At 67.6% G+C, this 25,111-nt stretch carries 24 protein-coding genes; 9 read left to right on the forward strand and 15 right to left on the reverse strand.

Features of this window, described 5'->3' with window-relative positions; all coding sequences use genetic code 11:
• Nucleotides 1-6: 6 nt before the first annotated feature.
• Genes AC1Q9M_RS21810 through AC1Q9M_RS21820 form a run of 3 tightly spaced genes read right to left on the reverse strand, consistent with a single transcriptional unit; the run spans nt 7 to nt 2,393 of the window.
• On the reverse strand, nt 7-840 hold the full coding sequence (locus AC1Q9M_RS21810; RefSeq protein WP_382321267.1) for an urease accessory protein UreD: 834 nt from the start codon (nt 838-840) through the stop codon (nt 7-9).
• A gap of 30 nt (nt 841-870) precedes the next feature.
• The gene (locus AC1Q9M_RS21815; protein ID WP_382321264.1) at nt 871-1,362 is read right to left on the reverse strand and encodes a nucleoside deaminase; all 492 of its coding nucleotides are present in this window, start codon (nt 1,360-1,362) and stop codon (nt 871-873) included.
• A complete protein-coding gene (locus AC1Q9M_RS21820; RefSeq protein WP_382321262.1) occupies nt 1,359-2,393 on the reverse strand; it encodes an ABC transporter substrate-binding protein in 1,035 nt (344 codons plus the stop codon). The genes AC1Q9M_RS21815 and AC1Q9M_RS21820 overlap by 4 nt, the downstream gene beginning before the upstream one ends.
• 283 nt (nt 2,394-2,676) lie before the next feature.
• Between AC1Q9M_RS21820 and AC1Q9M_RS21825 the strand changes: the two genes are divergently transcribed.
• Nucleotides 2,677-3,696, forward strand: a complete 1,020-nt coding sequence (locus tag AC1Q9M_RS21825; protein ID WP_382321260.1) for an aromatic ring-hydroxylating dioxygenase subunit alpha — start codon at nt 2,677-2,679, stop codon at nt 3,694-3,696.
• A gap of 287 nt (nt 3,697-3,983) precedes the next feature.
• On the opposite strand, the gene AC1Q9M_RS21830 is transcribed toward AC1Q9M_RS21825, so the two are convergent.
• The 10 genes from AC1Q9M_RS21830 to AC1Q9M_RS21875 form a co-directional block, all read right to left on the reverse strand.
• The gene (locus AC1Q9M_RS21830; RefSeq protein ID WP_382321258.1) at nt 3,984-4,460 is read right to left on the reverse strand and encodes a nucleoside deaminase; all 477 of its coding nucleotides are present in this window, start codon (nt 4,458-4,460) and stop codon (nt 3,984-3,986) included.
• Nucleotides 4,457-5,224 carry an ABC transporter permease gene (locus tag AC1Q9M_RS21835; RefSeq protein WP_291120841.1) on the reverse strand — a complete coding sequence of 256 codons (768 nt, stop codon included), beginning with the start codon at nt 5,222-5,224 and terminating at the stop codon, nt 4,457-4,459. Before AC1Q9M_RS21835 ends, AC1Q9M_RS21830 begins: the two co-directional genes overlap by 4 nt.
• 20 nt (nt 5,225-5,244) lie before the next feature.
• Nucleotides 5,245-6,075 carry an ABC transporter ATP-binding protein gene (locus AC1Q9M_RS21840; protein WP_492435739.1) on the reverse strand — a complete coding sequence of 277 codons (831 nt, stop codon included), beginning with the start codon at nt 6,073-6,075 and terminating at the stop codon, nt 5,245-5,247.
• A gap of 79 nt (nt 6,076-6,154) precedes the next feature.
• A complete protein-coding gene (locus AC1Q9M_RS21845; RefSeq protein WP_382321257.1) occupies nt 6,155-7,189 on the reverse strand; it encodes an ABC transporter substrate-binding protein in 1,035 nt (344 codons plus the stop codon).
• Between the two features lie 287 nt (nt 7,190-7,476).
• A complete protein-coding gene (locus tag AC1Q9M_RS21850) occupies nt 7,477-8,958 on the reverse strand; it encodes a nucleobase:cation symporter-2 family protein (RefSeq protein WP_382155812.1) in 1,482 nt (493 codons plus the stop codon).
• A gap of 479 nt (nt 8,959-9,437) precedes the next feature.
• Nucleotides 9,438-11,726 (reverse strand): NADP-dependent malic enzyme, encoded by a 2,289-nt coding sequence (locus tag AC1Q9M_RS21855; protein ID WP_492435742.1) that lies wholly within the window; start codon nt 11,724-11,726, stop codon nt 9,438-9,440.
• Between the two features lie 88 nt (nt 11,727-11,814).
• Nucleotides 11,815-13,062, reverse strand: a complete 1,248-nt coding sequence (locus AC1Q9M_RS21860; RefSeq protein ID WP_382321252.1) for a M20/M25/M40 family metallo-hydrolase — start codon at nt 13,060-13,062, stop codon at nt 11,815-11,817.
• Nucleotides 13,063-13,070: 8 nt separating this feature from the next.
• Nucleotides 13,071-14,855 carry a 2-oxo-4-hydroxy-4-carboxy-5-ureidoimidazoline decarboxylase gene (gene uraD / locus AC1Q9M_RS21865; protein ID WP_382321250.1) on the reverse strand — a complete coding sequence of 595 codons (1,785 nt, stop codon included), beginning with the start codon at nt 14,853-14,855 and terminating at the stop codon, nt 13,071-13,073.
• Nucleotides 14,856-14,865: 10 nt separating this feature from the next.
• Nucleotides 14,866-15,831 carry an allantoinase PuuE gene (puuE, locus tag AC1Q9M_RS21870; RefSeq protein WP_444687194.1) on the reverse strand — a complete coding sequence of 322 codons (966 nt, stop codon included), beginning with the start codon at nt 15,829-15,831 and terminating at the stop codon, nt 14,866-14,868.
• On the reverse strand, nt 15,828-16,502 hold the full coding sequence (locus tag AC1Q9M_RS21875; protein ID WP_291121100.1) for a GntR family transcriptional regulator: 675 nt from the start codon (nt 16,500-16,502) through the stop codon (nt 15,828-15,830). Before AC1Q9M_RS21875 ends, puuE begins: the two co-directional genes overlap by 4 nt.
• 68 nt (nt 16,503-16,570) lie before the next feature.
• On the opposite strand from AC1Q9M_RS21875, the gene uraH reads away from it, so the two are divergent.
• A complete protein-coding gene (gene uraH, locus AC1Q9M_RS21880; protein WP_291121102.1) occupies nt 16,571-16,924 on the forward strand; it encodes a hydroxyisourate hydrolase in 354 nt (117 codons plus the stop codon).
• A gap of 55 nt (nt 16,925-16,979) precedes the next feature.
• Here the strand turns inward: uraH and AC1Q9M_RS21885 are convergent, their stop codons facing one another.
• Complete coding sequence (locus tag AC1Q9M_RS21885) at nt 16,980-17,543, reverse strand: energy transducer TonB (RefSeq protein ID WP_382155830.1); 564 nt, start codon at nt 17,541-17,543, stop codon at nt 16,980-16,982.
• Between the two features lie 176 nt (nt 17,544-17,719).
• Here AC1Q9M_RS21885 and xdhC point away from each other — a divergent pair, with 176 nt between their 5' ends.
• From xdhC to AC1Q9M_RS21920, 7 genes are all read left to right on the forward strand, one after another.
• A complete protein-coding gene (xdhC, locus tag AC1Q9M_RS21890; protein WP_492435745.1) occupies nt 17,720-18,571 on the forward strand; it encodes a xanthine dehydrogenase accessory protein XdhC in 852 nt (283 codons plus the stop codon).
• A 139-nt stretch (nt 18,572-18,710) separates the two neighbouring features.
• Nucleotides 18,711-19,907 carry a urate hydroxylase PuuD gene (locus AC1Q9M_RS21895; RefSeq protein ID WP_291121978.1) on the forward strand — a complete coding sequence of 399 codons (1,197 nt, stop codon included), beginning with the start codon at nt 18,711-18,713 and terminating at the stop codon, nt 19,905-19,907.
• 158 nt (nt 19,908-20,065) lie between these two features.
• Nucleotides 20,066-21,172, forward strand: coding sequence for an S-(hydroxymethyl)glutathione dehydrogenase/class III alcohol dehydrogenase (locus AC1Q9M_RS21900; protein ID WP_382321241.1), 1,107 nt, complete (start codon nt 20,066-20,068; stop codon nt 21,170-21,172).
• Nucleotides 21,173-21,174: 2 nt separating this feature from the next.
• Nucleotides 21,175-22,014 (forward strand): S-formylglutathione hydrolase, encoded by an 840-nt coding sequence (fghA, locus tag AC1Q9M_RS21905; RefSeq protein WP_492435865.1) that lies wholly within the window; start codon nt 21,175-21,177, stop codon nt 22,012-22,014.
• Nucleotides 22,015-22,018: 4 nt separating this feature from the next.
• Entirely contained in the window at nt 22,019-22,678 is a 660-nt protein-coding gene (locus AC1Q9M_RS21910) for an HAD family hydrolase (RefSeq protein ID WP_444691480.1), read from the forward strand.
• 7 nt (nt 22,679-22,685) lie between these two features.
• Complete coding sequence (locus AC1Q9M_RS21915; RefSeq protein WP_291114379.1) at nt 22,686-23,066, forward strand: Rieske (2Fe-2S) protein; 381 nt, start codon at nt 22,686-22,688, stop codon at nt 23,064-23,066.
• Between the two features lie 12 nt (nt 23,067-23,078).
• Nucleotides 23,079-24,059 carry a S49 family peptidase gene (locus AC1Q9M_RS21920; protein ID WP_444687189.1) on the forward strand — a complete coding sequence of 327 codons (981 nt, stop codon included), beginning with the start codon at nt 23,079-23,081 and terminating at the stop codon, nt 24,057-24,059.
• A gap of 16 nt (nt 24,060-24,075) precedes the next feature.
• Here the strand turns inward: AC1Q9M_RS21920 and galE are convergent, their stop codons facing one another.
• Nucleotides 24,076-25,107, reverse strand: coding sequence for a UDP-glucose 4-epimerase GalE (gene galE / locus AC1Q9M_RS21925; protein WP_492435749.1), 1,032 nt, complete (start codon nt 25,105-25,107; stop codon nt 24,076-24,078).
• Between the last annotated feature and the right edge of the window lie 4 nt (nt 25,108-25,111).

Below are 25,111 nucleotides of genomic sequence, written 5' to 3' on the forward strand. Positions count from 1 at the left end.
GGCGGGTCAGACGCGCCAGATGCGCGGCGGCACCGCCGACAGGCCCCAGGCCTCGGTGCGCAGCCCGCCCCAGACGCGCTGGAACAGCGCCATCAAGGGCTCCACCAGCGGCGCCACCGCGCGCAGCACCAGCATCTGCGGATTGGGGCAGGTGGCGCCGGCCTGCACGCCCTGGAGGTCACCGTCCAGGTGCGCGCGCACGGTCTCCAGCAGGTGCTCGCGCCGCTCGCGCGCGAGCGGGCTGCCGCAGGCCAGCCACAGCGTGCCCAGGCAGCGCTGGCCGGCCAGGCCCAGGGGCGATTCGAGCAGGCGGGTGTCGGCCGCGTCGATGTGCGAACGCTCCAGCCACAGGCCCGGGATCTCCAGGTGCTGGGTGAGGTGGCCGCGATCGAAGGGCTGGCCGGCGGTGGGCAGGCCGAGGGCGCACACGTCCCAGCCGATCAGCTCGGCGCCTTCGGCGAGTGTGGCGCGCAGGGTGTTGTGCGCCAGGCAGCCCGGGTAGGCGATGGCTTCGAGCGGCAGCCATTCGAGCCGCGCGCCGGCCTCCAGCGCGAGCGTGACCTGCTGCGTGGCGGCCGGGCCGTCCGAGCGGTAGAAGCGCGTGGCGCCCGGTGTGGAGAGCAGGCCGTGCGCCTGGGCGCCCGCGCGCACGCGCAGGTCCAGCACGTCGCCGCCCACCAGCCCGCCGGGCGGGTGCACCACCACGTTGTGGCAGATGCCCTCGCCTTCGGGGTACAGGCTCTTGAGGATGCGCAGCGGCCCGGTGTGGGCGTGCTGCAGCACGGTGCGCTGGGCGTCGTCGCGGCGGTAGTTCAGGTCGAGTTGGGCGTGCCAGGGCATGCGGGGAGTTTACGGGGCGCTCCGGTGCGCTCAGGTTTTCCAGAAGCCCTGGTGCGGCTCGCTCGCCTCGTCCAGCAGCGCGGGGCCGATGCACTCGATGCGGTGCGGCGAGGCCGCGAACACATCGCGGCACGACAGCTCGGCATCGCGCTGCTCGGCGCGCTCGCCGCGGAACACGCGCAGGCTCACCGCGTCGATGCCGAACACCACGCGCCCGATGTTGCTCCAGAAGATCGCGCCCGCGCACATCACGCAGGGTTCGGCCGAGGAATAGAGCGTGGCGCGCGAGAGCGTCTCGCGGTCCACCACCGGGCTGAGCTGGCGCACCGCGTTGGTCTCGGCGTGGCCGGTGCAGTCGCCGGTCTCGCCGGTGTTGCACCAGGCCTCGGCGAGCACGCGGCCGTCGCCGGCGATCACCACCGCGCCGAAAGGGCGGTTGCCCCGCTCGCGCGCCACGCGCGCCCAGCCGATGGCCTGGCGCAGGTAGGCGCCGTCGCGCTCGTTCAGGGTGGCCGTCGTCATGCCTTGAGCACCCGGTCGCCGGCGGCCGGCAGCATGGCGCGGTTGAACACGCCTTCCACGCTGGGGCGGGCCTTGAGGCCGAACACGTCGACGACCTCGTCCACCTGTTGTTCCAGCGTGCGCTTGAAGACATCGCCCAGGCCGTGGCTGCGCGTGTCGGCCGCGGCGATGTAGCGCTGCGTGATGCGCCAGCGCTCGAGTTCGACGGCTTCGTTGAGGATGGGCTCGCGCAGCTTGGTGGCGGCGATCGCGGCGACCGGATCGGCCATGCTCTCCTGGATGGCGCGGTTGGTGGCGCGCAGGAAGCCGGCCACGGCGGCGGGGTTCTGCGTGATCATGGCGTTGCTCGCGAGGATGGCGTTGCCGTACAGGTTCACGCCGGCGCTGGTGTATTCGAGGATGGAGAGTTCGTCGAGCTTCATGCGCGCGAACAGCGAGACGGCGGAGTCGTGGAAGTAGGTGGCGCCGTCCACGTCGCCGCGCACGACGACGTTGTCGCGCGAGGCGAAGTCGGTGGTGGACCACTGGAAGAGGTCGTTCTTCACGCGCAGCCTGCGCGCCACCATGGGCCAGGCGCGGCGCGTGGACTCGACGGCGGCGGCCGCGATCTTCTTGCCTTCGAGGCTGCGGAAGTCGGTGGTGATGCCCCGGTCCTTGCGGCCAATGATCGCGAACGGTGCGCGGTTGTAGTACTGGTACACGGCCTGCACCAAAGGCGTGCCGCTCTGGGTCGCCTGGAACTCGATCAGCGAGCTGATGTCGCCCAGGCCCATCTGGTAGACGCCACTGGCGATGCGCGTGATGGAGGCGACCGAGCCGGAGCCCACGTCGATGCTCACGTCCAGGCCTTCGTCCCTGTAGTAGCCCTTGCTCTGGGCGAGGAAGAAGGGCGAGGTCTGGCCGGTGATGCGGAAGTCCAGCGTGAACTTGACGGGCGTGAGCTTGGGTGAGGCCTGGCCCCAGACGGTGGGGGCGGCGAGGGCCGAGACGGCGGCGGCGGAAGAGGAAGCGAGGAAGTGACGGCGTTGCATGGCAAGGCTCCGGACGGTGGGCTTGTTCCACTCCCGCAGGCCATGTGAGTGGCCACGGGAGACGTACAAGAGCAATTTCCGGGCGGGCGGTGTGGGGGCACCATCTGCTGAACGCTTCTACTCTGCGAGGTGCGGGTATGCACGAGGCATGCCAACCCGATGTGGCCTGCCTTTTGCTAGCATGCAGGGCCAGAGTAGAAGCGTTCAACCCCGTGCAATGCGGGGCGGGAAATTGCTCTTGAGACCCCACCCTCAAGCCATTTCTTTCAGGAGCGCCTTCACCATGCTGGTCACCCAACAACCCGTCTTCCGCCGTTACTGGCACGCCGTCATGCCGCTGTCGATGCTGGCCGACGGCCCCAAGCCCTTTACCCTGCTGGGCGAACACATCGTTCTGTTTCTCGACGAACACGGCGAGCCGGCCGCGCTCAAGGACCGTTGCTGCCACCGCACCGCGAAGCTGAGCAAGGGCTGGTGCAAGAACGGCAACCTCCAGTGCGGTTACCACGGCTGGGTCTACAACCGGCACGGCCGCGTGATCAACATTCCGCAGTACCCGCCGGAGCGCGAGATTCCCAAGGACTACGGCACGACGGCCTACCACTGCACGGCGCGCCATGGCTATGCGTGGGTGGCGCTGGAGGATCCGGTGGCGGAGATTCCCGCGATTCCGGAGTTCGAGGCGGAGGGCTGGCGCACGATCTTCCAGTTCTACGAGACCTGGCACACGAGCCCGGTGCGCGCGCTGGAGAATTCGTTCGACAACTCGCACTTCAGTTTCGTGCACCGCGCGACTTTCGGTGTGGCGGCGTCGCCGGCGCCGAGCAAGTACGAGCTGGTGGAGAACGAGGCCGGGTTTTATGCCGAGACGGTGATCGACGCGGTGAACCCGGAGAAATTCCAGCGCATCAGCGGGGTGAAGGAGGCGATCACGCAGCGGCACATGCGCAACGCCTACTACCAGCCGTTTTCGCGGCGGCTGGACATCGAGTACCCGAGTGGGGTGCGCCACGTGATCATCAATGCGTTCACGCCGATCGACGATGGGCGCATGCAGTTGTGCCAATGGCTGTTTCGCAACGACACGGAGGCGGATTGTCCGGCGCAGATGCTGATCGACTTCGACGATGAGATCACGCGGGAGGACAAGGACATTCTCGAGTCCACCGACCCGGACGCGGTGGTGGATCTGCGGCGGCGTGGGGTGGAGTTTTCAATGGACTCCGATCGGCCCGGGATTCTGATTCGCCGGCGGTTGATGGCCCTGCTTTCCTCTGCTGGGGAGGTGGAGGTGCATCGGTAGTCTTTCTCGCTGCTGCCTCGCGGGCCTCGTGAGCGGGCGGCGCTCTGCTCCGCGGGTGTCCCCCGACCCGGCTTCGCCGGGTCTCCTCCTTTACCCCGCTGCGCAGAACGCCACCCGCTCACGAGGCCGACGTGACGTTGGCGCGAAAACAGACCGAACGCCCTTAGGCCATCGGCGAGGGGGGAATGGCGCAGCGGAGTAAAGGAGGAGGGCGGCGCAGCCGACCCGGGGGACATCCGCGGAGCCATTCCCCTCTCGCCGATGGCCGCCGTCGGCCGGAGAAAAACTCAGCGAGACGCCCAGAACCCCAGATGGGGCTCCAGCATCTCGGCCTCCAGCGAGGGCACAGGCCCGATGACCTCGATGACCTTCTGCCCCCGCGCAAGAACCTCCCGGCAGGGCAGCGACAGAGTGGGGTTCTCCTCGTGGCTGCCCGTCAACGCCAACAAGGCCTCCTCGCTCGCGCCATAGACCACGCGCCCGATGTTGGCCCAATACAGCGTGCCCGTGCACATGGCACAAGGCTCGAACGTCGTCACCAGCGTGCAGCGCGCCAGGTACTCGCCGGGATAGTTGTCGGCCGCCACGCGGGCCAGCGTCGACTCCGCGTGGTTCACCGTGTCGATGTTGCCCTGCTCGGCCAACACCGTCTCCCCATCCGGCGCCACCAGCAAGGCCCCGAACGGATGCCGGCCCATGCCCGCCGCACGCCGTGCCACCCCGTTGGCGCGGCGCAGGTGCTTCGCCACCTGTTCCGGACTCATGCGCTCTGCGAGCCGCGGTGCGCCCAACCCGTGGTGTGCTTCTCGATGAAACTGAACAGCTCGTACATGGCCATCGCCATCACGCCCACCACCAGCAGACCGCTGAAGGCCAGACCCATCTGCATCGACGAACCCGCCGAGATCAGCAGATAACCAATGCCCTCGTTCGACGCCGTCATCTCCGACACCGTCGTGCCCACGAAGGCCAGCGTGATCGCCACCTTCAGCGAACCGAAGAAATACGGCATCGAGCGCGGCAGGCCCACCTTGGTCAACACGTCCCAGCGCTTGGCGCCCAGCACGCGCAACACGTCCTCCAGCTCAGGCTCCAGCGTGGCCAGGCCGGTGGCGATGTTCACCATGATGGGGAAGAACGAGATCAGGAAGGCCGTGAGAATCGCCGGGCCCACGCCGATGCCGAACCACACCACCAGGATCGGCACGAAGGCCGCCTTGGGCAGGGCGTTGAACGCCGTCATCAGCGGATAGACCGCCGCATACGCCAGGCGCGAGCTGCCGATGAGGAAGCCCAGCAGCACACCGACCACGATGGCGATGCCGAACCCGGCCATGGTCACCCAGTAGGTGCGCCAGGCGTGGCCCAGGATGGTGACCTTGTGTTCCAGCGTCTGCTCCCAGATGCGTGAAGGGCTCGGAAAGATGAATTCCGAGACGCCGAAACCCCGGGTGATGATTTCCCAGAGGATGACGATGGCCAGCAGCAGCAGGAACGGCGACCATCGTTCCAGGTGTTTTTGTTGCATGTTCTTTGACTCCCGCTTCCTTATTGGTTGATGACGGTGCCGGCCTTGCGCATGGCGCCAATGTGGCCGCGCAGCTCGAGCACGATGTCGGAGAACTCCTTGGTGTAGGTCACCTCCAGGTCGCGCGTGCGCGGGATCGGGATCTCACGCTGCACCACGAAGCGGCCCGGGCTGCGGCTCATGCAGTACACCGTGTCGGCCAGGAAGACCGATTCGCGCAGGTCGTGCGTGACCAGGATCACGTTGAAACGCTGCGCCTCCCACAGGTCGCGCAGCGTGCACCAGAGTTCCTCGCGGGTGAAGGCGTCGAGCGCGCCGAAGGGCTCGTCGAGCAGCAGCATCTTGGGCTCGTGGATCAGCGCGCGGCAGATGCTGGCGCGCTGCTGCATGCCGCCCGAGAGCTCCCAGGGAAACTTCTTCTCCATGCCGCCCAGGCCCACGCTGGCCAGCAGCTTCTTCGTGCGTTCCTCGTATTCCTTGCGCCGGTCCTTGAACTGGCTGCGGTAGGGCTCGACGATTTCGAGCGGCAGCAGCACGTTGTCCAGCGTGGTGCGCCAGGGCAGCAGCGAGGGCGCCTGGAAGGCCATGCCCGAGATCTTCAGCGGGCCGGTGACGGGCTGGCCGTCGATGCGGATCTTGCCCATGCTGGGCATCTTCAACCCGGTGGTGAGCTTCATGAAGGTGGACTTGCCACAACCCGAGGGACCGACGATGGCGATGAACTCGCCGCGTTTGACCTTGAGGTTGATGTCTTCCACCGCGAAGACGTTCTGGGCCAGCAGGTCTTCGTTGTAGGCCAGCCAGACCTGGTCGAAATCGACGAAGGGCTGGTCGCTGGAGGGGTCTTGCATGGGGTCGTCTTCCTGAAAAAAAGGCCAGCCGCCGTGGGGTGGCTGGCCGGGGCCGCGGGCTGGCGGCCGGTGGCCGTTCTTACTTCTTGGCGGGGGGCAGCACGTTGAGTTCGGCGGCCGAGGGCAGCATGGAGCCGTTCCAGATCGTGGCCGGGTCGATGCGGGTCTTGGTGCCGTAGGCGTCCGACACCTGGGAGGCCATCAGCGAGAGGCGGCCGGGGTTGACCTGGCCGAAGCCTTCCTTGCGCGCGTCGGGGCTGGCGACCACGGAGTCGATGGCCAGCACCAGGCGGCGGGTTTCCAGCGGCACGTTGATGATGCCGTCGCGCGCCTTCACGGTATCGATGCTGGCGGCCGGGTTGGCCATGACTTCCTTGGCGCCCTTGGCGAAGGCGGTCAGGAAGGCTTTCACGGCAGCCGGGTTCTCCTTGATGATCTTGGGCGAGGCAATGATCACGTTGCCGTACAGCTTCACGCCGTGATCGGCGAAGGGCATGATGACCACGTCCTCGGTCTTCACGCCGCGCGCCTCGAGGTTGAGCAGCGAGGTGAACGAGAAGCCCGTGATGGCGTCGATGTCGCCGCGCACCAGCATGGTTTCGCGCAGCGGCGGGTCCATCGAAGTCCAGTTCGCGTTGGAGAGGTTGTTGGCCTTCTGGAAGATCGGGTAGGCCTTGCGGCCGGCGTCGAACACCGGGGCGCCAAGTTTCTTGCCGTTGAGGTCGGCGGGCTTGGTGATGCCGCTCTTCTTGAGCGCGAGCACCGCGGCCGGCGTGTTGTTGTAGACCATCATCACGGCCACCGGCTTGTTCGGCGCTTCCGGGTTGTTGGCGTGGAATTCCATCAGCGCGGCCAGGTCGGCGAAGCCCAGGTCGTAGCTGCCCGAGGCCACGCGGGTGACGGTGCCGCCCGAGCCGTTGCCGGAGTCGATCGTCACGTCCAGGCCGGCGGCCTTGAAGTAGCCCTTGGCGGCGGGTTGCAGGAACAGCGCGGCAGGACCCTCGAAACGCCAGTCGAGCTGGAACTTGATCGGCGTCTGCGCGTGGGCGCTGCTGCCGAAGGCGGCGGCCGCGGCCAGGGCAGCGGTGATCTTGATGAGGTGGCGCTTGTTCATGGGTTCTCCTGTGATGGGCGGGGTTGCAGGGGGGTGCTCAGCTGTCACCCGGGCATGCCTTGTCATCAGCAATAAAGGTGCCAGCAAAGCGTGGGCGGCAAAAAGGCGCCGGGGCGCCTTTTGAGCACAGAATTTGTATACAGATTCTTGTTCGAGACGTTCGGTGCGTCATCGAGACTAACCCTGAATGGTGCGCACCACATCGGGGCTTGCACCATGTCCGGGCGCGGTGCGCGCATGAAAAAGGCCCCCGAAGGGGCCTTGTCGAAAGGGCGCGGGCGAAGCGCTCAGTGCGCCTCGGCGTGTTTGGCCGCTTCGATGGCGGCGCTGGTGTCGCCCCGGCTGCCATTGAAGTACAGGTTGAGCGCGACCGCGCTGATGGAGGCCAGCAGGATGCCGGACTCGATCAGGGGGTGGATGGCGTGCGGCATCCACATCTTGAAGTTGGGTGCGACCAGCGGGATCATGCCGAAGCCGATCGAGACCGCCACGATGAAGAGGTTGTTGCGGTTGCCCTTGTAGTCCACGCCGGCCAGGATGCGGATGCCGGTGGCGGCCACCATGCCGAACATCACCAGGCCCGCGCCACCCAGCACGAAGGTGGGCAGGGACTCGACCAGCGCCGCCATCTTGGGCAGCAGGCCCAGCACGATGAGGATGACGCCGCCGGCCACGCAGACGAAGCGGCTCTTGACGCCGGTGACGCCGACCAGGCCCACGTTCTGCGAGAAGCTGGTGTAGGGGAAGGTGTTGAAGATGCCGCCGATGAGCGTGCCCAGGCCATCGGTGCGCAGGCCCGCGGTCAGGGCCTTCTGGTCGATCTTGCGGTCGGTCATGTCGCCCAGCGCGAGGAACATGCCGGTGGATTCGATCATCACCACGATCATGACCAGGCTCATGGTCAGGATGAGGATGGGGTCGAAGATGGGCATGGCGATCTCGAACGGCAGCACCACATCGAACCAGTTGGCGTGTTTGACTTTCTCGAAGGTCATGAGGCCGGTGGCGGCGGCGACCACGGCGCCGACGACGATGCCCAGCAGCACCGAGATGTTGGCGATGAAGCCGCGCGCGTATTTGGCGATGAGCAGGATGGCGGCCAGCACGATGGCGGCGATGGCGATGTGGGCGGGCTGTGCGTAGGCGGGGTTGGGCACGCTGCTGGCGATGGACAGGCCTTTGGGCATGTCGGGCACCAGGCCTTTGGCGGTGGCCTCGTTCACGGTGTGCAGCCAGGTGATGTGCTCGGTGTTGGGGACGAAGGGGCTGGTGGCGCCGACGGGGTTGCCGAAGATCCAGTTGATGCCCACGCGCATGAGGCTGATGCCGATGACCGCGATGATGGTGCCGGTGACCACGGGTGGGAAGAAGCGCAGCATGCGGCTGACGATGGGCGCGATGAGGATGGAGACGATGCCCGCGCCGATGATGGAGCCGAAGATGAGGCCCGCGCCCTGGATGCCGGGGTTGGTGTTGGCCATGGCGACCATGGGGGCGACGGAGGCGAAGGTGACGCCCATCATCACGGGCAGCTTGATGCCGAACCATTGGGTGGCGCCCAGGGCCTGGATCAGCGTGACGAGGCCGCAGCAGAAGAGGTCGGCGGAGATGAGCATGGCCACCTGCTCGGGGCTGAGCTTGAGCGCGCGGCCCACGATGAGGGGGACCGCGACGGCACCGGCGTACATCACGAGCACGTGTTGCAGGCCGAGCGCGGTGAGTTTGCCGGGGGGCAGGACTTCATCAACCGGGTGGACGGAGGTGGACATGGGGGTCTCCTTGAGGGGCGTGGTTCGGCTTCAATGCATGCAAAACTGTATACAGATTATGTGTACTGTCGAATTGGGCTCGGCCTAGGGGAAACCCGGTTTCGGACCGGCGGCTGGCTTGTTTCACGGGTGATTCGCTTTCCTGTGGCACCGGTCGCCGGCGCCGAGGGGGCGTGGCTCCGCGACTGTCCCCCGGACCGGCTGCGCCGGTCCTCCTCCTCCTTTACGTCGCTGCGCCACACCCCCTCGTCACCAACGACCTCCAGGCGCTCGCGATTGAAAGACCGAGGGTGGGTGTGCCTACATCACTTCGGCCCAGGGATGCCCGGCGCTCTGCGCAGCGGGGTAAAGGAGGAGCCCCGGCGAAGCCGGGGCGGGGGACACCCGCGGAGCAGAGTGCCGGGCGTCCCTGGGCCCGCGAGGTGCAGGCGAAAAAAGGGGCGCCCGAGGCGCCCCTTCCCAAACACAAGCGAGAAGACTCAGTTCTTCACCACACCACTGGCCGCCGCCAGCGCCGTCATGTTGAGCACCCGCCGCACCGTGGCCGCCGGCGTGAGGATGTGCACCGTGCCGGCCGCGCCCATGAGGATGGGGCCGACGGTGACGCCGCCGCTGGTGGTCGTCTTCATCACGTTGTAGAGGATGTTGGCCGCATCCAGGTTCGGGCAGATCAGCAGATTCGCCGAACCCGTCAGCGTGGTCTCGGCCAGGTAGGCGGCGCGGATCTCGGGCTGCAGCGCGGCGTCCCCGTGCAGCTCGCCGTCGCACTCGATCTCGGGGTGCGCCGCCACGAACAGGTCGCGCGCATCGGCCATCTTGCGAGCGGAAGCGCGCTTGCTCGACCCATAGCTGGAGTGCGACAGGAAAGCCACCTTGGGCGGCAGCCCGAAACGCTGCACTTCCTGCGCCGCCATCCACGCGATCTCGGCCAGCTCCTCGGCCGACGGCGTTTCGTTGACGTACGTGTCGGCGATGAAGACCGGGCCCCGGTTCGTCATCAGCGCGTTGACCGAGGCGTACAGGCCCGCGCCCTGGCGGCGGCCCAGCACGTTGTCGATGCGCTCCAGGTGCGTCATGAAGCCGCCGACCAGGCCGCAGATGAGCGCATCCGCATCCCCCAGCGACAGCATCAGCGAACCGATGATGGTGTTGGACCGGCGCACGGCGGCCTTGGCCACCTCGGGTGTCGCGCCGTGGCGGCCCATGATCTGGTGGTAGTGCTCCCAGTACTGGCGGAAGCGCGGATCGTCTTCCGGGTTGACGTTCTGCACGTCCTGCCCGAGCTTCATGCGCAGGCCGGCCTTGGCGATGCGCGCCTCGATCACCGCCGGGCGCCCGATCAGGATCGGCAGCGCGAGCTGGTCGTCGATCGCCATCTGCGCCGCGCGCAGCGCGCGCTCGTCCTCACCGTCGGCATACGCCACGCGCTGCTTCTTCGGCAAGGCCTTGGCCGCGTTGAAGATCGGCTGCATCAGGATGCCGGTCTGGTACACGAAACGGCCCAGCTGCTGGCGGTAGGCGTCCATGTCGGTGATGGGCCGCGTGGCCACGCCGGAATCGGCGGCGGCCTGCGCCACGGCCGGCGCGATGCGCAGGATCAGGCGCGAATCGAACGGCTTGGGGATGATGTAGTCCGGGCCGAAGCTCAGGTCCTGGCCGGCGTAGGCGTTGGCCACTTCTTCGCTGGTCTCGCTCTTCACGAGCTCGGCGATCTGGCGCACGCAGGCCAGCTTCATTTCTTCGGTGATGCGCGTGGCGCCGCAGTCGAGCGCGCCGCGGAAGATGTACGGGAAGCACAAGACGTTGTTGACCTGGTTCGGGTAGTCGCTGCGGCCGGTGGCGATGATGCAGTCCGGCCGCACGGCCTTGGCCAGCTCGGGCCGGATCTCCGGCTCGGGGTTGGCCAGGGCGAGCACGATGGGCTTGGGGCCCATGGTCTTCATCATCTCGGCCGTGAGCACCCCCGGAGCCGAGCAGCCCAGGAAGACGTCGGCGCCGTCGACCGCGTCGGCCAGCGTGCGCTTGTCGGTCTTCTGCGCGTAGCGCGCTTTCGACTCGTCGTAGCCACCGGGCCGGCCTTCGTAGACCACGCCCTTGGAGTCGCAGACGAAGATGTTGTCGCGCGCCACGCCCAGGCCCACCATCACGTCCAGGCAGGCGATGGCGGCGGCGCCCGCGCCGCTGACGGCGAGCTTGACCGAGCCGATGTCCTTGCCCACCAGCTCCAGGCCGTTGATCAGGGCGGCGGCCGAGATGATGGCTGTGCCGTGCTGGTCGTCGTGGAACACCGGGATGCCCATGCGCTCGCGCAGCTTCTTCTCGATGTAGAAGCACTCGGGTGCCTTGATGTCCTCGAGGTTGATGCCGCCCAGCGTGGGTTCGAGCGAGGCGATGATCTCGACCAGCTTGTCCGGGTCCTTCTCGTCGAGCTCGATGTCGAACACGTCGATGCCGGCGAACTTCTTGAACAGGCAGCCCTTGCCTTCCATCACGGGCTTGGCGGCCAGCGGGCCGATGTCGCCCAGGCCGAGCACGGCCGTGCCGTTGGTGACCACGCCCACGAGGTTGCCGCGCGAGGTGTACTCGGCCGCCATCGCGGGGTCGGCCTCGATGGCCAGGCAGGGGTAGGCCACGCCGGGGGAGTAGGCCAGCGAGAGGTCGCGCTGGTTGGACAGGGGCTTGGTGGGGGTGACGGCGATCTTGCCGCGCGAGGGCGTGCGGTGATACTCGAACGCGGCGTCGCGCAGGGCTTGTTCAGCAGGGGTCATGTTGTCTCCAGAGAGCTTGAATGCGGGTTCATTGTGTCACGCGTTCAAGCCCTCAAGACCGCGCCGGGCGCGGTGTTTCATGGATGGTTCAGGCGGGTTGCAGCAGCTCGAAGAGGGTGCGCGCGATCACCTTGGTGGCGCGCTTGAGGTCGTCGAGCTGCAGGTGCTCGTCGGCGCGCTTGGCGTTCGATTCGCGCACCGTGCGCGGGCCCGCGCCGTAGATCACGCCGGGGATGCCGCGCTCCACGTACAGGCGCACGTCGGTGTAGAGCGGCGTGCCCACGGCGGGGATGGTTTCGCCGAACACGGCCTGGCCGTGCTTCTGGATCGCCCGCACCAGCGGCTGGTTGCCGGGCAGCGGCTTCATGGCGCGCGCGAGCAGGATGCGGCGCACGTCCACCTTGAGCTCACGGCCGCCGCGCGGCGGCTGGAAGCTGGCCGCGGCCTGTTCGATGGTGCGGCGCAGCGATGCTTCCACCTCGGCCGGGTCTTCCTCGGGGATCATGCGGCGGTCCACCTTGAGCACCACCTTGCCGGGGATCACGTTGGTGTTGGTGCCGCCGCTGATCTGGCCCACGTTGAGGTAGGGGTGGGTGATGCCTTCGACCTGGGAGGTGACCTTCAGGTAGTCGGCGTTGAGCGCGTACAGCGCGTTGAGGATGTGGGTGGCGCCTTGCAGCGCGTCGGTGCCGCTGTCGGGAATGGCGGCGTGCGCCATGTCGCCATGCACCGTCACCTCCAGCTGCAGGCAGCCGTTGTGGGCCACCACCACCTGGTAGCTGAAACCGGCGGCGATCATCAGGTCGGGCTTGGTCAGGCCCTTGTTCAGCAGCCAGTCGGGGCCGACCTCGCCGCCGTATTCCTCGTCGTAGGTCACGTGCAGTTCCACGCCGCCGGCCAGCTTCGCGTTGAGCGATTCGAGCGCGCGGATCGCGAAGGTGAAGCTGGCGATGTCGCTCTTGCTCACGGCCGTGGCGCGGCCGTAGATCCGGCCGTCCACCACCTCGCCGCCGTAGGGGTCGTGCGTCCAGCCTTCGCCGGGTGGCACCACGTCGCCGTGGGCGTTGAGGGCGATGGTCTTGCCCGGCCCGTAGGGGCGGCGCACGATCAGGTTGGTGATGCTCTGCAGGCCGGCGGCCTCCACTTCGTTGGCGGGCACGGCGTGCCGTTCGGCCTTCAGGCCCATGGCGCCGAGCAGCTCGGCGGTGCGCTCGGCGTGCGGCGCGTTGTTGCCCGGTGGCGTGTCGGTGGGCACGCGCACGAGTTCCTGCAGGAAGCGCACCTCCTCGTCGAAGTGGGCGTCGATCCAGGCATCCAGTTGGTGTTCGGTGGTCATGATGGCGTTCAGTTCGGGTGTTCGGTGGCGAGTTGGTCGAGCAGGTGCGAGAAGGCGTTCACGCCCAGTTCCATGTCGTCGCTGGTGGTGGACTCCAGCGGGTTGTGGCTGATGCCGCTGTTGAGGCCGCGCACGAAGAGCATGGCCTGCGGCATGACCTCGTGCAGTTTCATGGCGTCGTGGCCGGCACCGCTGGGCATGCGGTGCAGCGGCACACCCAGGGCGGCCACGGCCTTTTCCCAGCGCGCCTGCCAGGCGGGTGCGCTGGGCGCGGCCGCCGCGCGCATGGTTTCTTCGGTCTTCAGGCCGATGCCGCGGCGCTCGCAGATGCCGCGCAGCTGCGCGAGGATGTCGCGCTCCAGCGCATCGCGCTGTTCGTTGCTGGGCGCGCGCAGATCGAGCGAGAACAGGCAGCGGCCGGGCACCACGTTGATCGATCCGCCGGGCACCTGCAGCATGCCGATGGTGGCGACCGAGTCGCCGTCGGCGGCGGCACGCTGCTCGGCGTAGAGCGCGAGTTCGGCCACCGCGCTGGCGGCGTCGCGCCGGCGGTCCATGGGCGTGGTGCCGGCGTGGCTGGCCATGCCGACGGCTTCGCACAGGTAACGCACGCTGGCGTTGATGGAGGTGACCACGGCCAGCGGCAGATCCATCTCGTTGAGCACCGGGCCCTGTTCGATGTGCACTTCCACGAAGCCGAGGTACTTCGAGGGGTCGCGCTCCAGCGCCCCGATGGCCTCCAGCGTGGCGGGCAGGCCGGCGTGCCGCATGGCGTCGCGCATGCTCACGCCATCGGCGTCCAGCTGATCGAGCCACGCGGGGTTGAAGTGGCCGGTGAGCGCGCCCGAGCCCAGGAAGGTGGCCTTGTAGCGCTGGCCTTCCTCTTCGGCGAAGCCGATCACCTCGAAGGCGAACGGCAGGCGCCGGCCCGCAGTGTGCAGCTGCTGCACGCAGGCCATGGGCACGAAGATGCCCAGGCGGCCGTCGTACTTGCCGCCGTTGCGCACGGTGTCGTAGTGGCTGCCCGTGAGCAGGGCCGGGGCATCGGGCGTGCTGCCGTGGTAGCGGCCGACCACGTTGCCCACGGCGTCGATGTGCACCTCGTCGAAACCGCAGTCGCGCATGCGGGCAGCGATGTCGGCGGCGCAGGCGCGGTGCGCGTCGGTCAGGTAGGTCACGGTGAGCTGGCCGTGTTCGGCGAAGCCGGGGTCGCTGTGGCGCGCGAGGTCTTCGTGCCAGTCCCACACGCGGTGGCCGACGGTGGGCTCGAAGCCGAACTTGTCGTTCAGCCGGATCTCGGCGATGCGGTGGATGTTGCGCAGGCACTCGGCGCGCTCGAAGTCCACCGGGTGGCCCAGACGGCGCTCGAAGGTGGCGATGATCTCGCGCTTGTTCAGGCCGACGCCGCGCGGGCCGCGCACCGCGAGGATGAACGGGAAACCGAACTTCGCGTTGTATTGCGCGTTGAGCTGCTGGATGTGCGCGAACTCCTCGGGCGTGCAGTTCGTGAGGCCGGCCTTGGTCTGCTCGTTGGTGGACTCGGCGGTGAGCGACTTGGCCACCATGGCCTTGCCCGCGAGTTCCGGGTGGGCGCGGATCAGCGCGAGCTGCGGCTCCCGGCCGGCCTGGTTGAGCACGGTCACCATGGCGTGCTTGAGCGCGGCCAGCGAGGCGAAGGGGCGTTGGGCCAGCGCCTGTTCCGCGATCCAGGGCGAGTGTTCGTAGAGGCCGTCGAGCATCTGCGTGGCTTCGGCCAGCGGCGCTCGGTTGAGTTGTTCCAGGGTGATGGGCATGGGGGCGGCCTCAGGCGGCATGTTCAGGGGGCGTCAAGGGGTGGGTGGCTGTCCAGTGGCGCGCGATGTCCAGGCGCCGCGCGACCCAGACCTTGTCGTGTTGCTGGATGTGGTCCAGGAAACGCTGCAGCGCGGTGATGCGGCCGGGCCGGCCGAGCAGGCGGCAGTGCATGCCGATGCTCATCATCTTGGGCCGGTCCAGGCCGTCGGGGTCGCCTTCGGCGTAGAGCGCGTCGAAGGTGTCCTTCAGGTACTGGAAGAACGGGTCGGCATGCGAGTAGCCCTGGGGCAGCGCGAAGCGCATGTCGTTGCAGTCCAGCGTGTAGGGCACGATGAGCTGGTGCGCGTCGCTGCCGTCGGTCTTGCGCACCTTCATCCAGAACGGCAGGTCGTCGCCGTAGTAGTCGCTGTCGTATTCGAAGCCGCCGTAGTCGGCCACCAGGCGGCGCGTGTTGGGGCTGTCGCGGCCGGTGTACCAGCCCAGGGGCCGGCTGCCGGTGAGGCGTTCGATCAGTTGCATGGCCTGCGCCATGTGGGCGCGCTCGGTAGCCTCGTCCACGTTCTGGTAGTGGATCCACTTGAGGCCGTGGCAGGCGATGTCGTAACCCAGCTCCTTGAAAGCGGCGGTCACGTCCGGGCTGCGCTGCAGGGCGGTGGCCACGCCGAACACGGTGAGCGGCAGGCCGCGCCGCTCGAACTCGCGCAGGATGCGCCAGACGCCGGCGCGCGAGCCGTATTCGTAGATGCCTTCCATGCTGATGTGGCGCGCGGTGTAGGCCGCGGGATTGAACATCTCGGACAGGAACTGCTCGGACGCGTCGTCACCATGCAGCACGCTGTTCTCGCCGCCTTCTTCGTAGTTCAGCACGAACTGCACGGCGATGCGCGCGCCGTTGGGCCAGCGGGCATGAGGCACATCGCGGCCGTGGCCGGCCAGATCGCGCGGGTAATCGCGCGTGGAGTCGTAAAGCGTCATGACAAGGCCATGGAGATGTCGTTGGTCGGCAGCTTGCGGTCGAAGGTCAGGTTTTCCTCCACGTGCAGCAGGTGTTCGTTCATCAGGCGCACCGCCAGTTCCTCGTCGCGCGCGGCCAGGGCCTTGACGATGTCGGCGTGTTCGTCGTTCGAGTGTTCGGCGGCCTGGTTGCTCTGGTACATGAGGGTGATCAGGGCGCAGCGCGAGATGAGTTCGCGCAGCAGCTCGGCCAGCACCTGGTTGCCCATGAGCTCGGCCATGCGCACGTGGAAGTCGCCCAGCAACTCGGTGCGACCGGCCACGTCCTCGTTGTTGACGGCCATCTTTTCCTGCGCCACGTGTTCGCGCAGCGCCTTGATCTTGGCGTTGGTCACGGTCTTCACGAAGGCGCGCGTCATCTCCACCTCGAGCATGCGGCGCACGGCGAACACCTGCTGCGCCTCCTGCACCGAGGGCGTGGCCACGAAGGCCCCGCGCGCCGGTTCGAGCCGGATCAGCCGGTTCTGCGAGAGCTGGAACAAGGCCTGGCGCACCAGGGTGCGCGAGACGCCGAAGTGGTCGGCCAGCTTCTGCTCGGCCAGCTTGGTGCCCGGGTGCAACCGGTGCTCCACGATGGCCCGCGTGAGCGACTCGACGATGTGCAGGGTGCTGGAGGTTTCCATGCGGCGCATCATATCCAGAAAAACAAAAAGTGTATACACTTTCGGTCGACCATCAAACACTGGAAGGACAACACACCATGGGCTTGAGCACACACGTTCTGGACACGATGCACGGCTGCCCTGCCGCCGGCATGGTGGTGGAACTGCACACCACCGAGGGCGACAAGGCCACGCTCGTCAAACGCTTCACGCTGAACGCGGACGGGCGCAACCCGGACGGGCCGCTGTACGACAACGCCAGCCTGAAGGTGGGCACCTACCGGCTGGTGTTCGACGTGACGGGGTATTTCGCGGCCAAGGGCGTGAAGCTGCCCGAGCCCAATTTCCTCAACCGCGTGTCGCTGGACTTCGGCGTGGCGCACACCGACCAGCACTACCACGTGCCGCTGCTGGTGAGCCCCTGGAGTTACTCCACCTACCGGGGCAGCTGAGCGGGCATAAAAAAAACCCGCCGGATGGCGGGTTTTTTTTCGAAGGGATCGAGGCCTACTTGTCACGCTGGCCTTCTGTCAGCGTGTCGAGCTGGAATTTGCCGCTCTTGTCCCACAGCCAGACCTCGGTGTAGGTCACGCTGCCCATGCGCACGGGCGCGGGGAAGGGGGCGGCGGCGCGCACGGTGCGCTCGATCTCGCGCATCACGTCGGGCACATGGCTGGGCGCGCGCATCCAGTTGATGTTCTGCACATTGCCGCGGCCATCGACCTGCACCTGCAGCACACCCACGGCATGCATCAGGGGCGGCAGCTGGCCCTTGTAAATGCGGTGGGCATTGCGTTCGTAGATGTGGCGCGCGCCGTCCTTGCGGTAGTCGTGCGGCGAGGCGGCGTGCGAAATGAAGTCGGGTGCGGGCAGGGCGCTCACGGGCGGCGGCGGTGCGGGCACCGGAGCCGGTGGTGGGGGCGGTGGCGGTGGCGGCGGTGGGGGCAGCGGCGCGGCACAGGCGGCCAGCAGGGCGGCGGTGCACAGGCCGAGCCAGCCCCAGGGCGCGCGGGGCTGGTCGGCGGCGTCCGCGCGCGGGGCCGGACGGGGAGCGGGGGTGATGTCTCTCATGGTGGCTGACCTGCAAAGGGATCGGGGGTCGGGCGGGGTCTTCGGCTGGACCATATGGCGGGGCGGATGAAGTGTATGGGCGTTTTCGGTAGGGCGTGGGTACAGTAGGGGCGGATACTGGGTGTCCTCGATTCCGATTGCGTGTCCATACCTCTTTTTTGACGGCGGCGCCACAGATGCTCTCAGACCTTGAAGCCTTTTTATTGCGTCTGGCGACGGAGCGCGCCGTGCTGGTGACGGTCGGCGCGACGCGCGGATCCGTGCCGCGCGAAACCGGTGCGTGGATGGCGGTGTTCGCGGGCGCGGCGGGTGGCGCGGTCGGCACCATCGGTGGCGGGCACCTGGAGTGGGACGCGATGCGGCATGCGCGCGAGGCGCTGGGGCGCGGGGCCAGCGAGCGGCCCGCCGCCTGGTCGCAGGCGGTCACCCTGGGCCCCAGCCTGGGCCAGTGCTGCGGCGGGGCCCTGGTGCTGCAATTCGAACTGGTCGATGCCTCCTGCCGCGAGGCGCTGCGCCAGCGCCTGACCTTTGGCCATGCGCCGCTGGCGCTGTTCGGCGGTGGCCACGTGGGCCGCGCCCTGGTGCAGGCGCTGGCGCCGCTGCCGTTCGATGTGACGTGGATCGACAGCCGGGACGAGGTGTTTCCGCACGACCTGCCGATCGGGGTGCGCACCGAGTACTCCGAACCGGTGCAGCTCGCGGTGCGCGACCTGGCGCCGCGCTCCAGCGTGCTGATCATGAGCTTCTCGCACGCCGAAGACCTCGACATCGTGGCGGCTTGCCTGCAACGGCAACGGCAACATGACGATCTGGGCTTCGTGGGGCTGATCGGCAGCAAGACCAAGTGGGCGACCTTCCAGCGCCGCCTGCGCCAGCGCGGTTTCAGCGAGGCGGAGCTGGCGCGCATCGCCTGCCCCATCGGCCTGCCGGGCATCCAGGGCAAGGCGCCGGCCGTGATCGCCGCCTCGGTGGTGGCGCAGTTGTTGCTTGTCTGCGAAACCACGGCCGATGCGCGCATGACCTCTTGAATGTTCTCAAAAAGTGTATACACTTTGGCCGACCGGTCGCAGCGGAGCGGGTGTTCCCACAACACTCAAACGCGGCCCTCAGACGACTCAGAGCGCCCGCGGTGGTGAGTCGCAAGCCCTGACCTTGCCTTGAGGTGCCATGGAAACTTACCTGCTCGACTGGGCCAATCTGCTGCTTCGCTGGCTGCACGTCATCGTGGCCATTGCCTGGATTGGCTCATCTTTCTATTTCGTCTTTCTTGACAGCAGCCTCACCCCGCCGGAGGACGAGCAGCTCAAGAAGGACGGTGTCAGTGGCGAACTCTGGGCCCTGCACGGCGGCGGCTTCTACCACCCGGTGAAGTTCGCGGTCTCGCCGCCCAAGCTGCCCGACCATCTGCACTGGTTCTACTGGGAGAGTTACTCCACCTGGCTCTCGGGCTTCGCGCTGTTCCTCATCTCCTACCTCTGGAGCCCGAGCGTCTACCTGATCGACCCGAAGGTGTTCGAGTGGTCGCCGGCCGCGGCGATCGCCACCGCACTGGGTTTCCTGGTGGTGTTCTGGCTGCTGTACGACGCGATCTGCCGCACGCTGGGCCAGAAGGAGAACGGTGACGCCAAGGTGGGCGCGCTGGTGCTGGTGCTGGTGTGCGTGGCGGCCTGGCTGGCCACGCAGCTGTTCGCCGGGCGCGCGGCCTTCCTGCTGGTGGGCGCGATGATTGCCACCGCCATGAGCGCCAACGTGTTCTTCTGGATCATCCCGGGCCAGCGCACGGTGGTGGCCGACCTCAAGGCCGGCCGACCGGTCGACCCCATCCACGGCAAGCGCGGCAAGCAGCGCAGCGTGCACAACACCTACTTCACGCTGCCGGTGGTGTTCGCGATGCTGAGCAACCACTACAGCTTCACCTACACGCACCCGCAGAACTGGCTGATCCTCATCGGCATGATGTTCGCCGGCGCGGCGATCCGCCAGTTCTTCGTGATGCGCCACGGTTACAAGCTGGGCCGCAACAAGCACCCCTGGCCGTATGCGGTAGCTGGCGTGGTGGCGCTGATTGCGCTGATCGTCTGGCTCAAGCCGGCGCCGGTGCAGGCGGTGGCGGTGCCCGCCACCGTGAGCTATGCGCAGGTCAAGCCGGTGATCGACCAGCGCTGCGTGATGTGCCATGGCGAGGCGCTGCAGTCCAAGAACGTGCGGCTGGACACGCCCGATGCGCTCAAGCAGCACGCGCAGGCGGTGTACCAGCAGGCGGTGGTCACGCGGCTGATGCCGATGAACAACGCGACCGGGCTCACCGAGGAAGAGCGCGCCTTGATCGGCCAATGGTTCAAGGGCGGCGCGAAGACAGAGTGACCCCCGCAGCGCTTCGCGCTACCCCCTCAGGGGGCAACACCTGCGGCCTGGCAAAGCCAGTTCCGCGGTGTTTCGGGTCTTGTCATGTCGCTCCGGTGAGGGGGTGTGATCTGCGGTAACCTCGTGACCGATTTCACAACCTCCGAGCAGAGCACACCATGAAGACGCAAGCCGCCGTGGCCTGGAAAGCAGGCCAGCCCCTGACCATTGAAACCGTGGACCTGGAGGGGCCGAAATTCGGCGAGGTGCTGGTTGAGATCAAGGCCACCGGCATCTGCCACACCGACTACTACACGCTCTCGGGCGCGGACCCCGAAGGCATCTTCCCGGCCATCCTGGGCCACGAAGGCGCGGGCATCGTGGTCGACGTGGGCCCGGGCGTGACCACGCTCAAGAAGGGCGACCACGTCATTCCGCTGTACACGCCCGAATGCCGCCAGTGCAAGTTCTGCCTGAGCCGCAAGACCAACCTGTGCCAGCTGATCCGCGGCACGCAGGGCAAGGGCCTGATGCCCGATGCCACCAGCCGCTTCAGCCTGGACGGCAAGCCCATCTTCCACTACATGGGCACCAGCACCTTCAGCAACTACACCGTGGCGCCCGAGATCTCGCTGGCCAAGATCCGCGAGGACGCCCCGTTCGACAAGGTCTGCTACATCGGCTGCGGCGTGACCACCGGCATCGGCGCGGTGATCTTCACCGCCAAGGTGGAGGCGGGCGCCAACGTGGTGGTGTTCGGCCTGGGTGGCATTGGCCTGAACGTGATCCAGGGCGCGAAGATGGTGGGCGCGGACAAGATCATCGGTGTGGACCTCAACCCCGCCCGCCAGGAGATGGCGCGCAAGTTCGGCATGACGCACTTCATCAACCCGAAGGAGGTGGAGAACGTGGTCGATGCCATCGTGCAGCTGACCGACGGTGGGGCCGACTACAGCTTCGAGTGCATCGGCAACACGCAGGTGATGCGACAGGCGCTGGAGTGCACGCACAAGGGCTGGGGCCGCAGCATCATCATCGGCGTGGCCGAGGCCGGTGCCGAGATCAGCACGCGCCCGTTCCAGCTCGTCACCGGCCGCAAATGGGAAGGCTCGGCCTTCGGCGGCGCGCGGGGCCGCACCGATGTGCCCAAGATCGTGGACTGGTACATGGACGGCAAGATCAACATCGACGACCTGATCACCCACAAGCTCAAGCTGGCCGACATCAACGAGGGCTTCGCGCTGATGAAGCGCGGCGAGTCCATCCGCGCTGTCGTGGAGTTCTGATGGTGCTGGAGACCTTGAGCGAGCACCGCTGCTTCGGCGGCGTGCAGGGCTTTTACCGCCACGCCTCGGCCGGGATCGGCCTGCCGATGAAGTTCGGCGTGTTCGTGCCGCCGCAGGCCGCGCAGGGCCCGGTGCCGGTGCTGTTCTACCTGGCGGGGCTGACCTGCACCGAGGAGACTTTCGCCATCAAGGCCGGCGCGCAGCGCGTGGCGGCCGAGCTGGGCCTGATGCTGGTCTCGCCCGACACCAGCCCGCGCGACACCGGCATCGAGGGCGCGAGCGCGGCCTGGGACTTCGGCCACGGCGCGGGCTTCTACCTCGATGCCACGCAAGCGCCCTGGGCGACGCACTTCCGCATGGAAAGCTGGGTCACGAAAGAGTTGCGCGGGCTCGTGCTGTCGCAGTTTCCCGCGCGGGACGACCGCGTCGGCCTCTTTGGCCACTCCATGGGTGGCCACGGAGCGCTCACGCTGGCCTTGCGCCACCCCGGGCTGTACCAGAGCGTGTCGGCGTTTGCGCCGATCGCCGCGCCCACGCAGTGCCCGTGGGGCGAGAAGGCTTTCGGTGGCTACCTGGGTGACGACCGCGCCACCTGGGCCGCGCACGACGCCACCGAACTCGTGAAGGCCGGGCGCAAGGCGCCGCCCTTGCTGATCGACCAGGGGCTGGCGGACAATTTCCTGGCCGCCCAGCTGCACCCCCACCTGTTCGAGGCGGCCTGCGCGCAGGCCGGCCAGCCGCTCACGCTGCGCCGGCACGAGGGGTATGACCACGGTTATTACTTCATCGCCAGTTTCATCGAAGACCACTTGCGCCACCATGCGCAAACCCTTTGTGCCTGACCCCATGCGCCCGCGCCAATTCGATCTCATCGCCTTCGACTGGGACGGCACCCTGTTCGATTCCACCGCGCTCATCACCCGTTGCATCCAGTCGGCGGTGGTGGATGTCGGGGGTGTGGCGCCCACCCGCGAGGCGGCCAGCTACGTGATCGGCATGGGCCTCATGCAGGCCCTGGCCCACGCCGCGCCCGACGTGCCACCCGACCGCTACCCCGAGCTCGGGCAGCGCTACCGCCACCACTACATGGCGGCGCAGCACGAGCTGAGCCTGTTCGAAGGGGTGTTGCCGCTGCTGGCCGAGCTCAAGCGCCGCCACCACTGGCTGACGGTGGCCACCGGCAAGAGCCGGGCGGGTCTCAACGAGGTGCTGCACACGGTGGAGCTGCAGGGCGTGTTCGATGGCTCACGGACCGCCGACGAGACCGCGGGCAAGCCCAACCCCCGCATGCTGCACGAGCTGATGCGCGAGTTCGGCGTGGCGCCCGAGCGCACCCTGATGGTCGGCGACACCACGCACGATCTGCAGATGGCCGTCAACGCCGGCTGCGCGAGCGTGGGCGTGAGCTACGGCGCGCACGAACCGGCCAGCTTCGCGGTGCTCAACCCCTTGCACGTGGCGCACTCGGTGCGCGAACTGCACGACTGGCTGAACGCCCACGCCTGAGCCGGCCATGAGCATCCCCTCCGACGATCCGGTCTACGCGCTGTGCAACAGCCGGGATCTGGTCGATGGGGGGCGTGCCGTGTCGTTCGACGTGGTGTACGCGGGCCAGACCTGCCGCGCGTTCGCGATCCGCTACCGCGGCCAGCCGCACGCCTACCTGAACCGCTGCACCCACGTGGCGATGGAAATGGACTGGCAGCCCGATCGGTTTTTCGACGACAGCGGCCGCTGGTTGCTTTGCGCCACGCACGGCGCGGTGTACGAGCCCGACACCGGTGCCTGCCAGGGTGGGCCATGCCGGGGCGGGCTGGTCAAGATCGAACTGGTGGAGCACGACGGGGTGGTCCACTGGCGGTCACAATACCACCTCAAACCCCTTGAATTCTGAGAGCCTTCGACCATGAACGACGATTTCCCCGGCCCGTCCGCCAACGCCTCCAGCGACCGCACGCCGGGCGTGGCCTGGGAGCGCGCCACCCTGGAAAAACTGGTTTTCGCGACCATCCGCGAGCAGCAGTCCGCGCGCCGCTGGAAGATGTTCAGCCGGCTGCTCTGGCTGGCGGTGTTCGGCGCCATTGCCTGGTTCGCCTACACCAGCAACACCACCACCACGGTGAGCACCCCGCACACGGCGGTGGTGGACATCAAGGGGGAGATCGCCAGCGGGGCCGAAGCCAGCGCCGAATACGTGGTGGCCTCGCTGCGCTCCGCGTTCGAGGACGAGGGCGCGCAGGCCGTGGTGCTGCTGATCAACTCACCCGGCGGCAGCCCGGTGCAGGCCGGCATCATCAACGACGAGATCACCCGCCTCAAGGGTCTGCACGACAAGAAGGTCTATGCGGTGGTGGAAGAAACCTGTGCCTCGGCCGCCTACTACATCGCCGCGGCGGCGGACGACATCTACGTGGACAAGGCCAGCCTGGTCGGCAGCATCGGCGTGTTGATGGACGGCTTCGGTTTCACCGGCCTGATGGACAAGCTCGGCATCGAGCGCCGTCTCATGACCGCTGGGGCCAACAAGGCCATGCTGGACCCGTTCAGCCCGCAGGACGAGGCGCAGAAGGCCTACATCCAGACCATGCTGGGCCAGATCCACGCCCAGTTCATCGAGGTGGTGAAAAAGGGCCGTGGCGATCGCCTGAAGGAGAACGGCGACACCTTCAGCGGCCTGGTCTGGAATGGCCAACAGGCGGTGGCGCTCGGCCTGGCCGACGGCCTGGGCAACCTCGACTACGTGGCGCGCGAGATCGTCAAGGCCGAGGAGATCGTGGACTACACGCGCCGCGAGAACGTGGGCCTGCGCCTGGCCAAGCGCTTTGGCGCCAGCATGGGCGAAGGGATGTTCCTGGCGGCCCGTGCGGCCGGCGTGCAGCTGAAGTGAGGGCCCCGGGGCGGGTTCAGCCCTTGTAGCCGTTGGGGTTGCCGCTCTGCCAGCGCCAGGCATCGGCGCACATCTGGTCCAGCGTGTGCTTCGCCTGCCAGCCCAGCAGGCGCAAGGCCAGCGCCGGGTCGGCCCAGCACTGGGCCACGTCACCCACGCGGCGTGGGGCAATCTGGTAGGGCACCGGGCGGCCGCTGGCCTGTTCGAAGGCGCGCACCACGTCCAGCACGCTGTGGCCGCTGCCCGTGCCCAGGTTCACCGTGAAGCTCTCACCCCGGCTCAGCAGGGCCTTGATGGCGGCGACGTGACCGGCGGCCAGGTCCTGCACGTGGATGTAGTCGCGCACACCCGTGCCATCGGGCGTGGGGTAGTCGTTGCCATACACGTTGAGGTGTTCGCGCTGGCCCACGGCCACCTGCGCCACGTAGGGCATCAGGTTGTTGGGAATGCCCGCCGGGTCCTCGCCGATCAGGCCGCTGGGGTGGGCACCGACCGGGTTGAAATAGCGCAGCGTGCCCACGCGCCAGGCCGGACGGGCCGCGCACAGGGCGGTGAGCATGTCTTCGATGACCAGTTTGCTGTGGCCATAGGGGTTGGTGTGGCTGCGCGGGAAGTCCTCGGTGATCGGCACGGTGGCCGGATCGCCGTACACCGTCGCGCTGCTGGAGAACACCAGCGTGGGCGCGATCGAAGGGTCTTCCGCGTGCACGGTCTCCATGGCGCGCAGCAGGCTGACCGCACCACCGATGTTGTTGTGGAAGTACTTCAGGGGCAGCGCCACGCTTTCGCCCACCGCCTTGTCGCCCGCGAAATGGATCACACCCACAGGACGGTGGCGGCGCAGCACCTCTTCAACCCAGGGCGTGTCCAGCACATCGCCTTCTTCGAACGGCATCGTCTGCCCTGTGATGCGCGCGAGGCGGTCCAACACCACGGGGTGGCTGTTGGCGAAGTTGTCCAGCAACACCGGTTCAAAGCCGGCTTCGATGAGGGCCACGGCGGTGTGGCTGCCGATGTAGCCGGCGCCGCCGGTGAGCAGAACTTTCATTTTT

Source organism: Hydrogenophaga sp. GW823-FHT04C09, assembly GCF_058796355.1.

Bases quoted from the DNA above. Each gene is read 5' to 3' on its own strand.
- AC1Q9M_RS21845 (WP_382321257.1), bottom strand. From the start codon at position 7,189: ATGAACAAGCGCCACCTCATCAAGATCACCGCTGCCCTGGCCGCGGCC.
- xdhC (WP_492435745.1), top strand. From the start codon at position 17,720: ATGCTCTCAGACCTTGAAGCCTTTTTATTGCGTCTGGCGACGGAGCGC.
- AC1Q9M_RS21815 (WP_382321264.1), bottom strand. From the start codon at position 1,362: ATGACGACGGCCACCCTGAACGAGCGCGACGGCGCCTACCTGCGCCAG.
- AC1Q9M_RS21860 (WP_382321252.1), bottom strand. From the start codon at position 13,062: ATGACCACCGAACACCAACTGGATGCCTGGATCGACGCCCACTTCGAC.
- AC1Q9M_RS21840 (WP_492435739.1), bottom strand. From the start codon at position 6,075: ATGCAAGACCCCTCCAGCGACCAGCCCTTCGTCGATTTCGACCAGGTC.
- AC1Q9M_RS21825 (WP_382321260.1), top strand. From the start codon at position 2,677: ATGCTGGTCACCCAACAACCCGTCTTCCGCCGTTACTGGCACGCCGTC.
- AC1Q9M_RS21830 (WP_382321258.1), bottom strand. From the start codon at position 4,460: ATGAGTCCGGAACAGGTGGCGAAGCACCTGCGCCGCGCCAACGGGGTG.
- uraD (WP_382321250.1), bottom strand. From the start codon at position 14,855: ATGCCCATCACCCTGGAACAACTCAACCGAGCGCCGCTGGCCGAAGCC.
- AC1Q9M_RS21855 (WP_492435742.1), bottom strand. From the start codon at position 11,726: ATGACCCCTGCTGAACAAGCCCTGCGCGACGCCGCGTTCGAGTATCAC.
- AC1Q9M_RS21850 (WP_382155812.1), bottom strand. From the start codon at position 8,958: ATGTCCACCTCCGTCCACCCGGTTGATGAAGTCCTGCCCCCCGGCAAA.
- uraH (WP_291121102.1), top strand. From the start codon at position 16,571: ATGGGCTTGAGCACACACGTTCTGGACACGATGCACGGCTGCCCTGCC.
- AC1Q9M_RS21895 (WP_291121978.1), top strand. From the start codon at position 18,711: ATGGAAACTTACCTGCTCGACTGGGCCAATCTGCTGCTTCGCTGGCTG.
- AC1Q9M_RS21920 (WP_444687189.1), top strand. From the start codon at position 23,079: ATGAACGACGATTTCCCCGGCCCGTCCGCCAACGCCTCCAGCGACCGC.
- puuE (WP_444687194.1), bottom strand. From the start codon at position 15,831: ATGACGCTTTACGACTCCACGCGCGATTACCCGCGCGATCTGGCCGGC.
- AC1Q9M_RS21910 (WP_444691480.1), top strand. From the start codon at position 22,019: ATGCGCCCGCGCCAATTCGATCTCATCGCCTTCGACTGGGACGGCACC.
- AC1Q9M_RS21915 (WP_291114379.1), top strand. From the start codon at position 22,686: ATGAGCATCCCCTCCGACGATCCGGTCTACGCGCTGTGCAACAGCCGG.
- AC1Q9M_RS21885 (WP_382155830.1), bottom strand. From the start codon at position 17,543: ATGAGAGACATCACCCCCGCTCCCCGTCCGGCCCCGCGCGCGGACGCC.
- AC1Q9M_RS21820 (WP_382321262.1), bottom strand. From the start codon at position 2,393: ATGCAACGCCGTCACTTCCTCGCTTCCTCTTCCGCCGCCGCCGTCTCG.
- AC1Q9M_RS21835 (WP_291120841.1), bottom strand. From the start codon at position 5,224: ATGCAACAAAAACACCTGGAACGATGGTCGCCGTTCCTGCTGCTGCTG.
- AC1Q9M_RS21900 (WP_382321241.1), top strand. From the start codon at position 20,066: ATGAAGACGCAAGCCGCCGTGGCCTGGAAAGCAGGCCAGCCCCTGACC.
- galE (WP_492435749.1), bottom strand. From the start codon at position 25,107: ATGAAAGTTCTGCTCACCGGCGGCGCCGGCTACATCGGCAGCCACACC.
- AC1Q9M_RS21875 (WP_291121100.1), bottom strand. From the start codon at position 16,502: ATGCGCCGCATGGAAACCTCCAGCACCCTGCACATCGTCGAGTCGCTC.
- AC1Q9M_RS21810 (WP_382321267.1), bottom strand. From the start codon at position 840: ATGCCCTGGCACGCCCAACTCGACCTGAACTACCGCCGCGACGACGCC.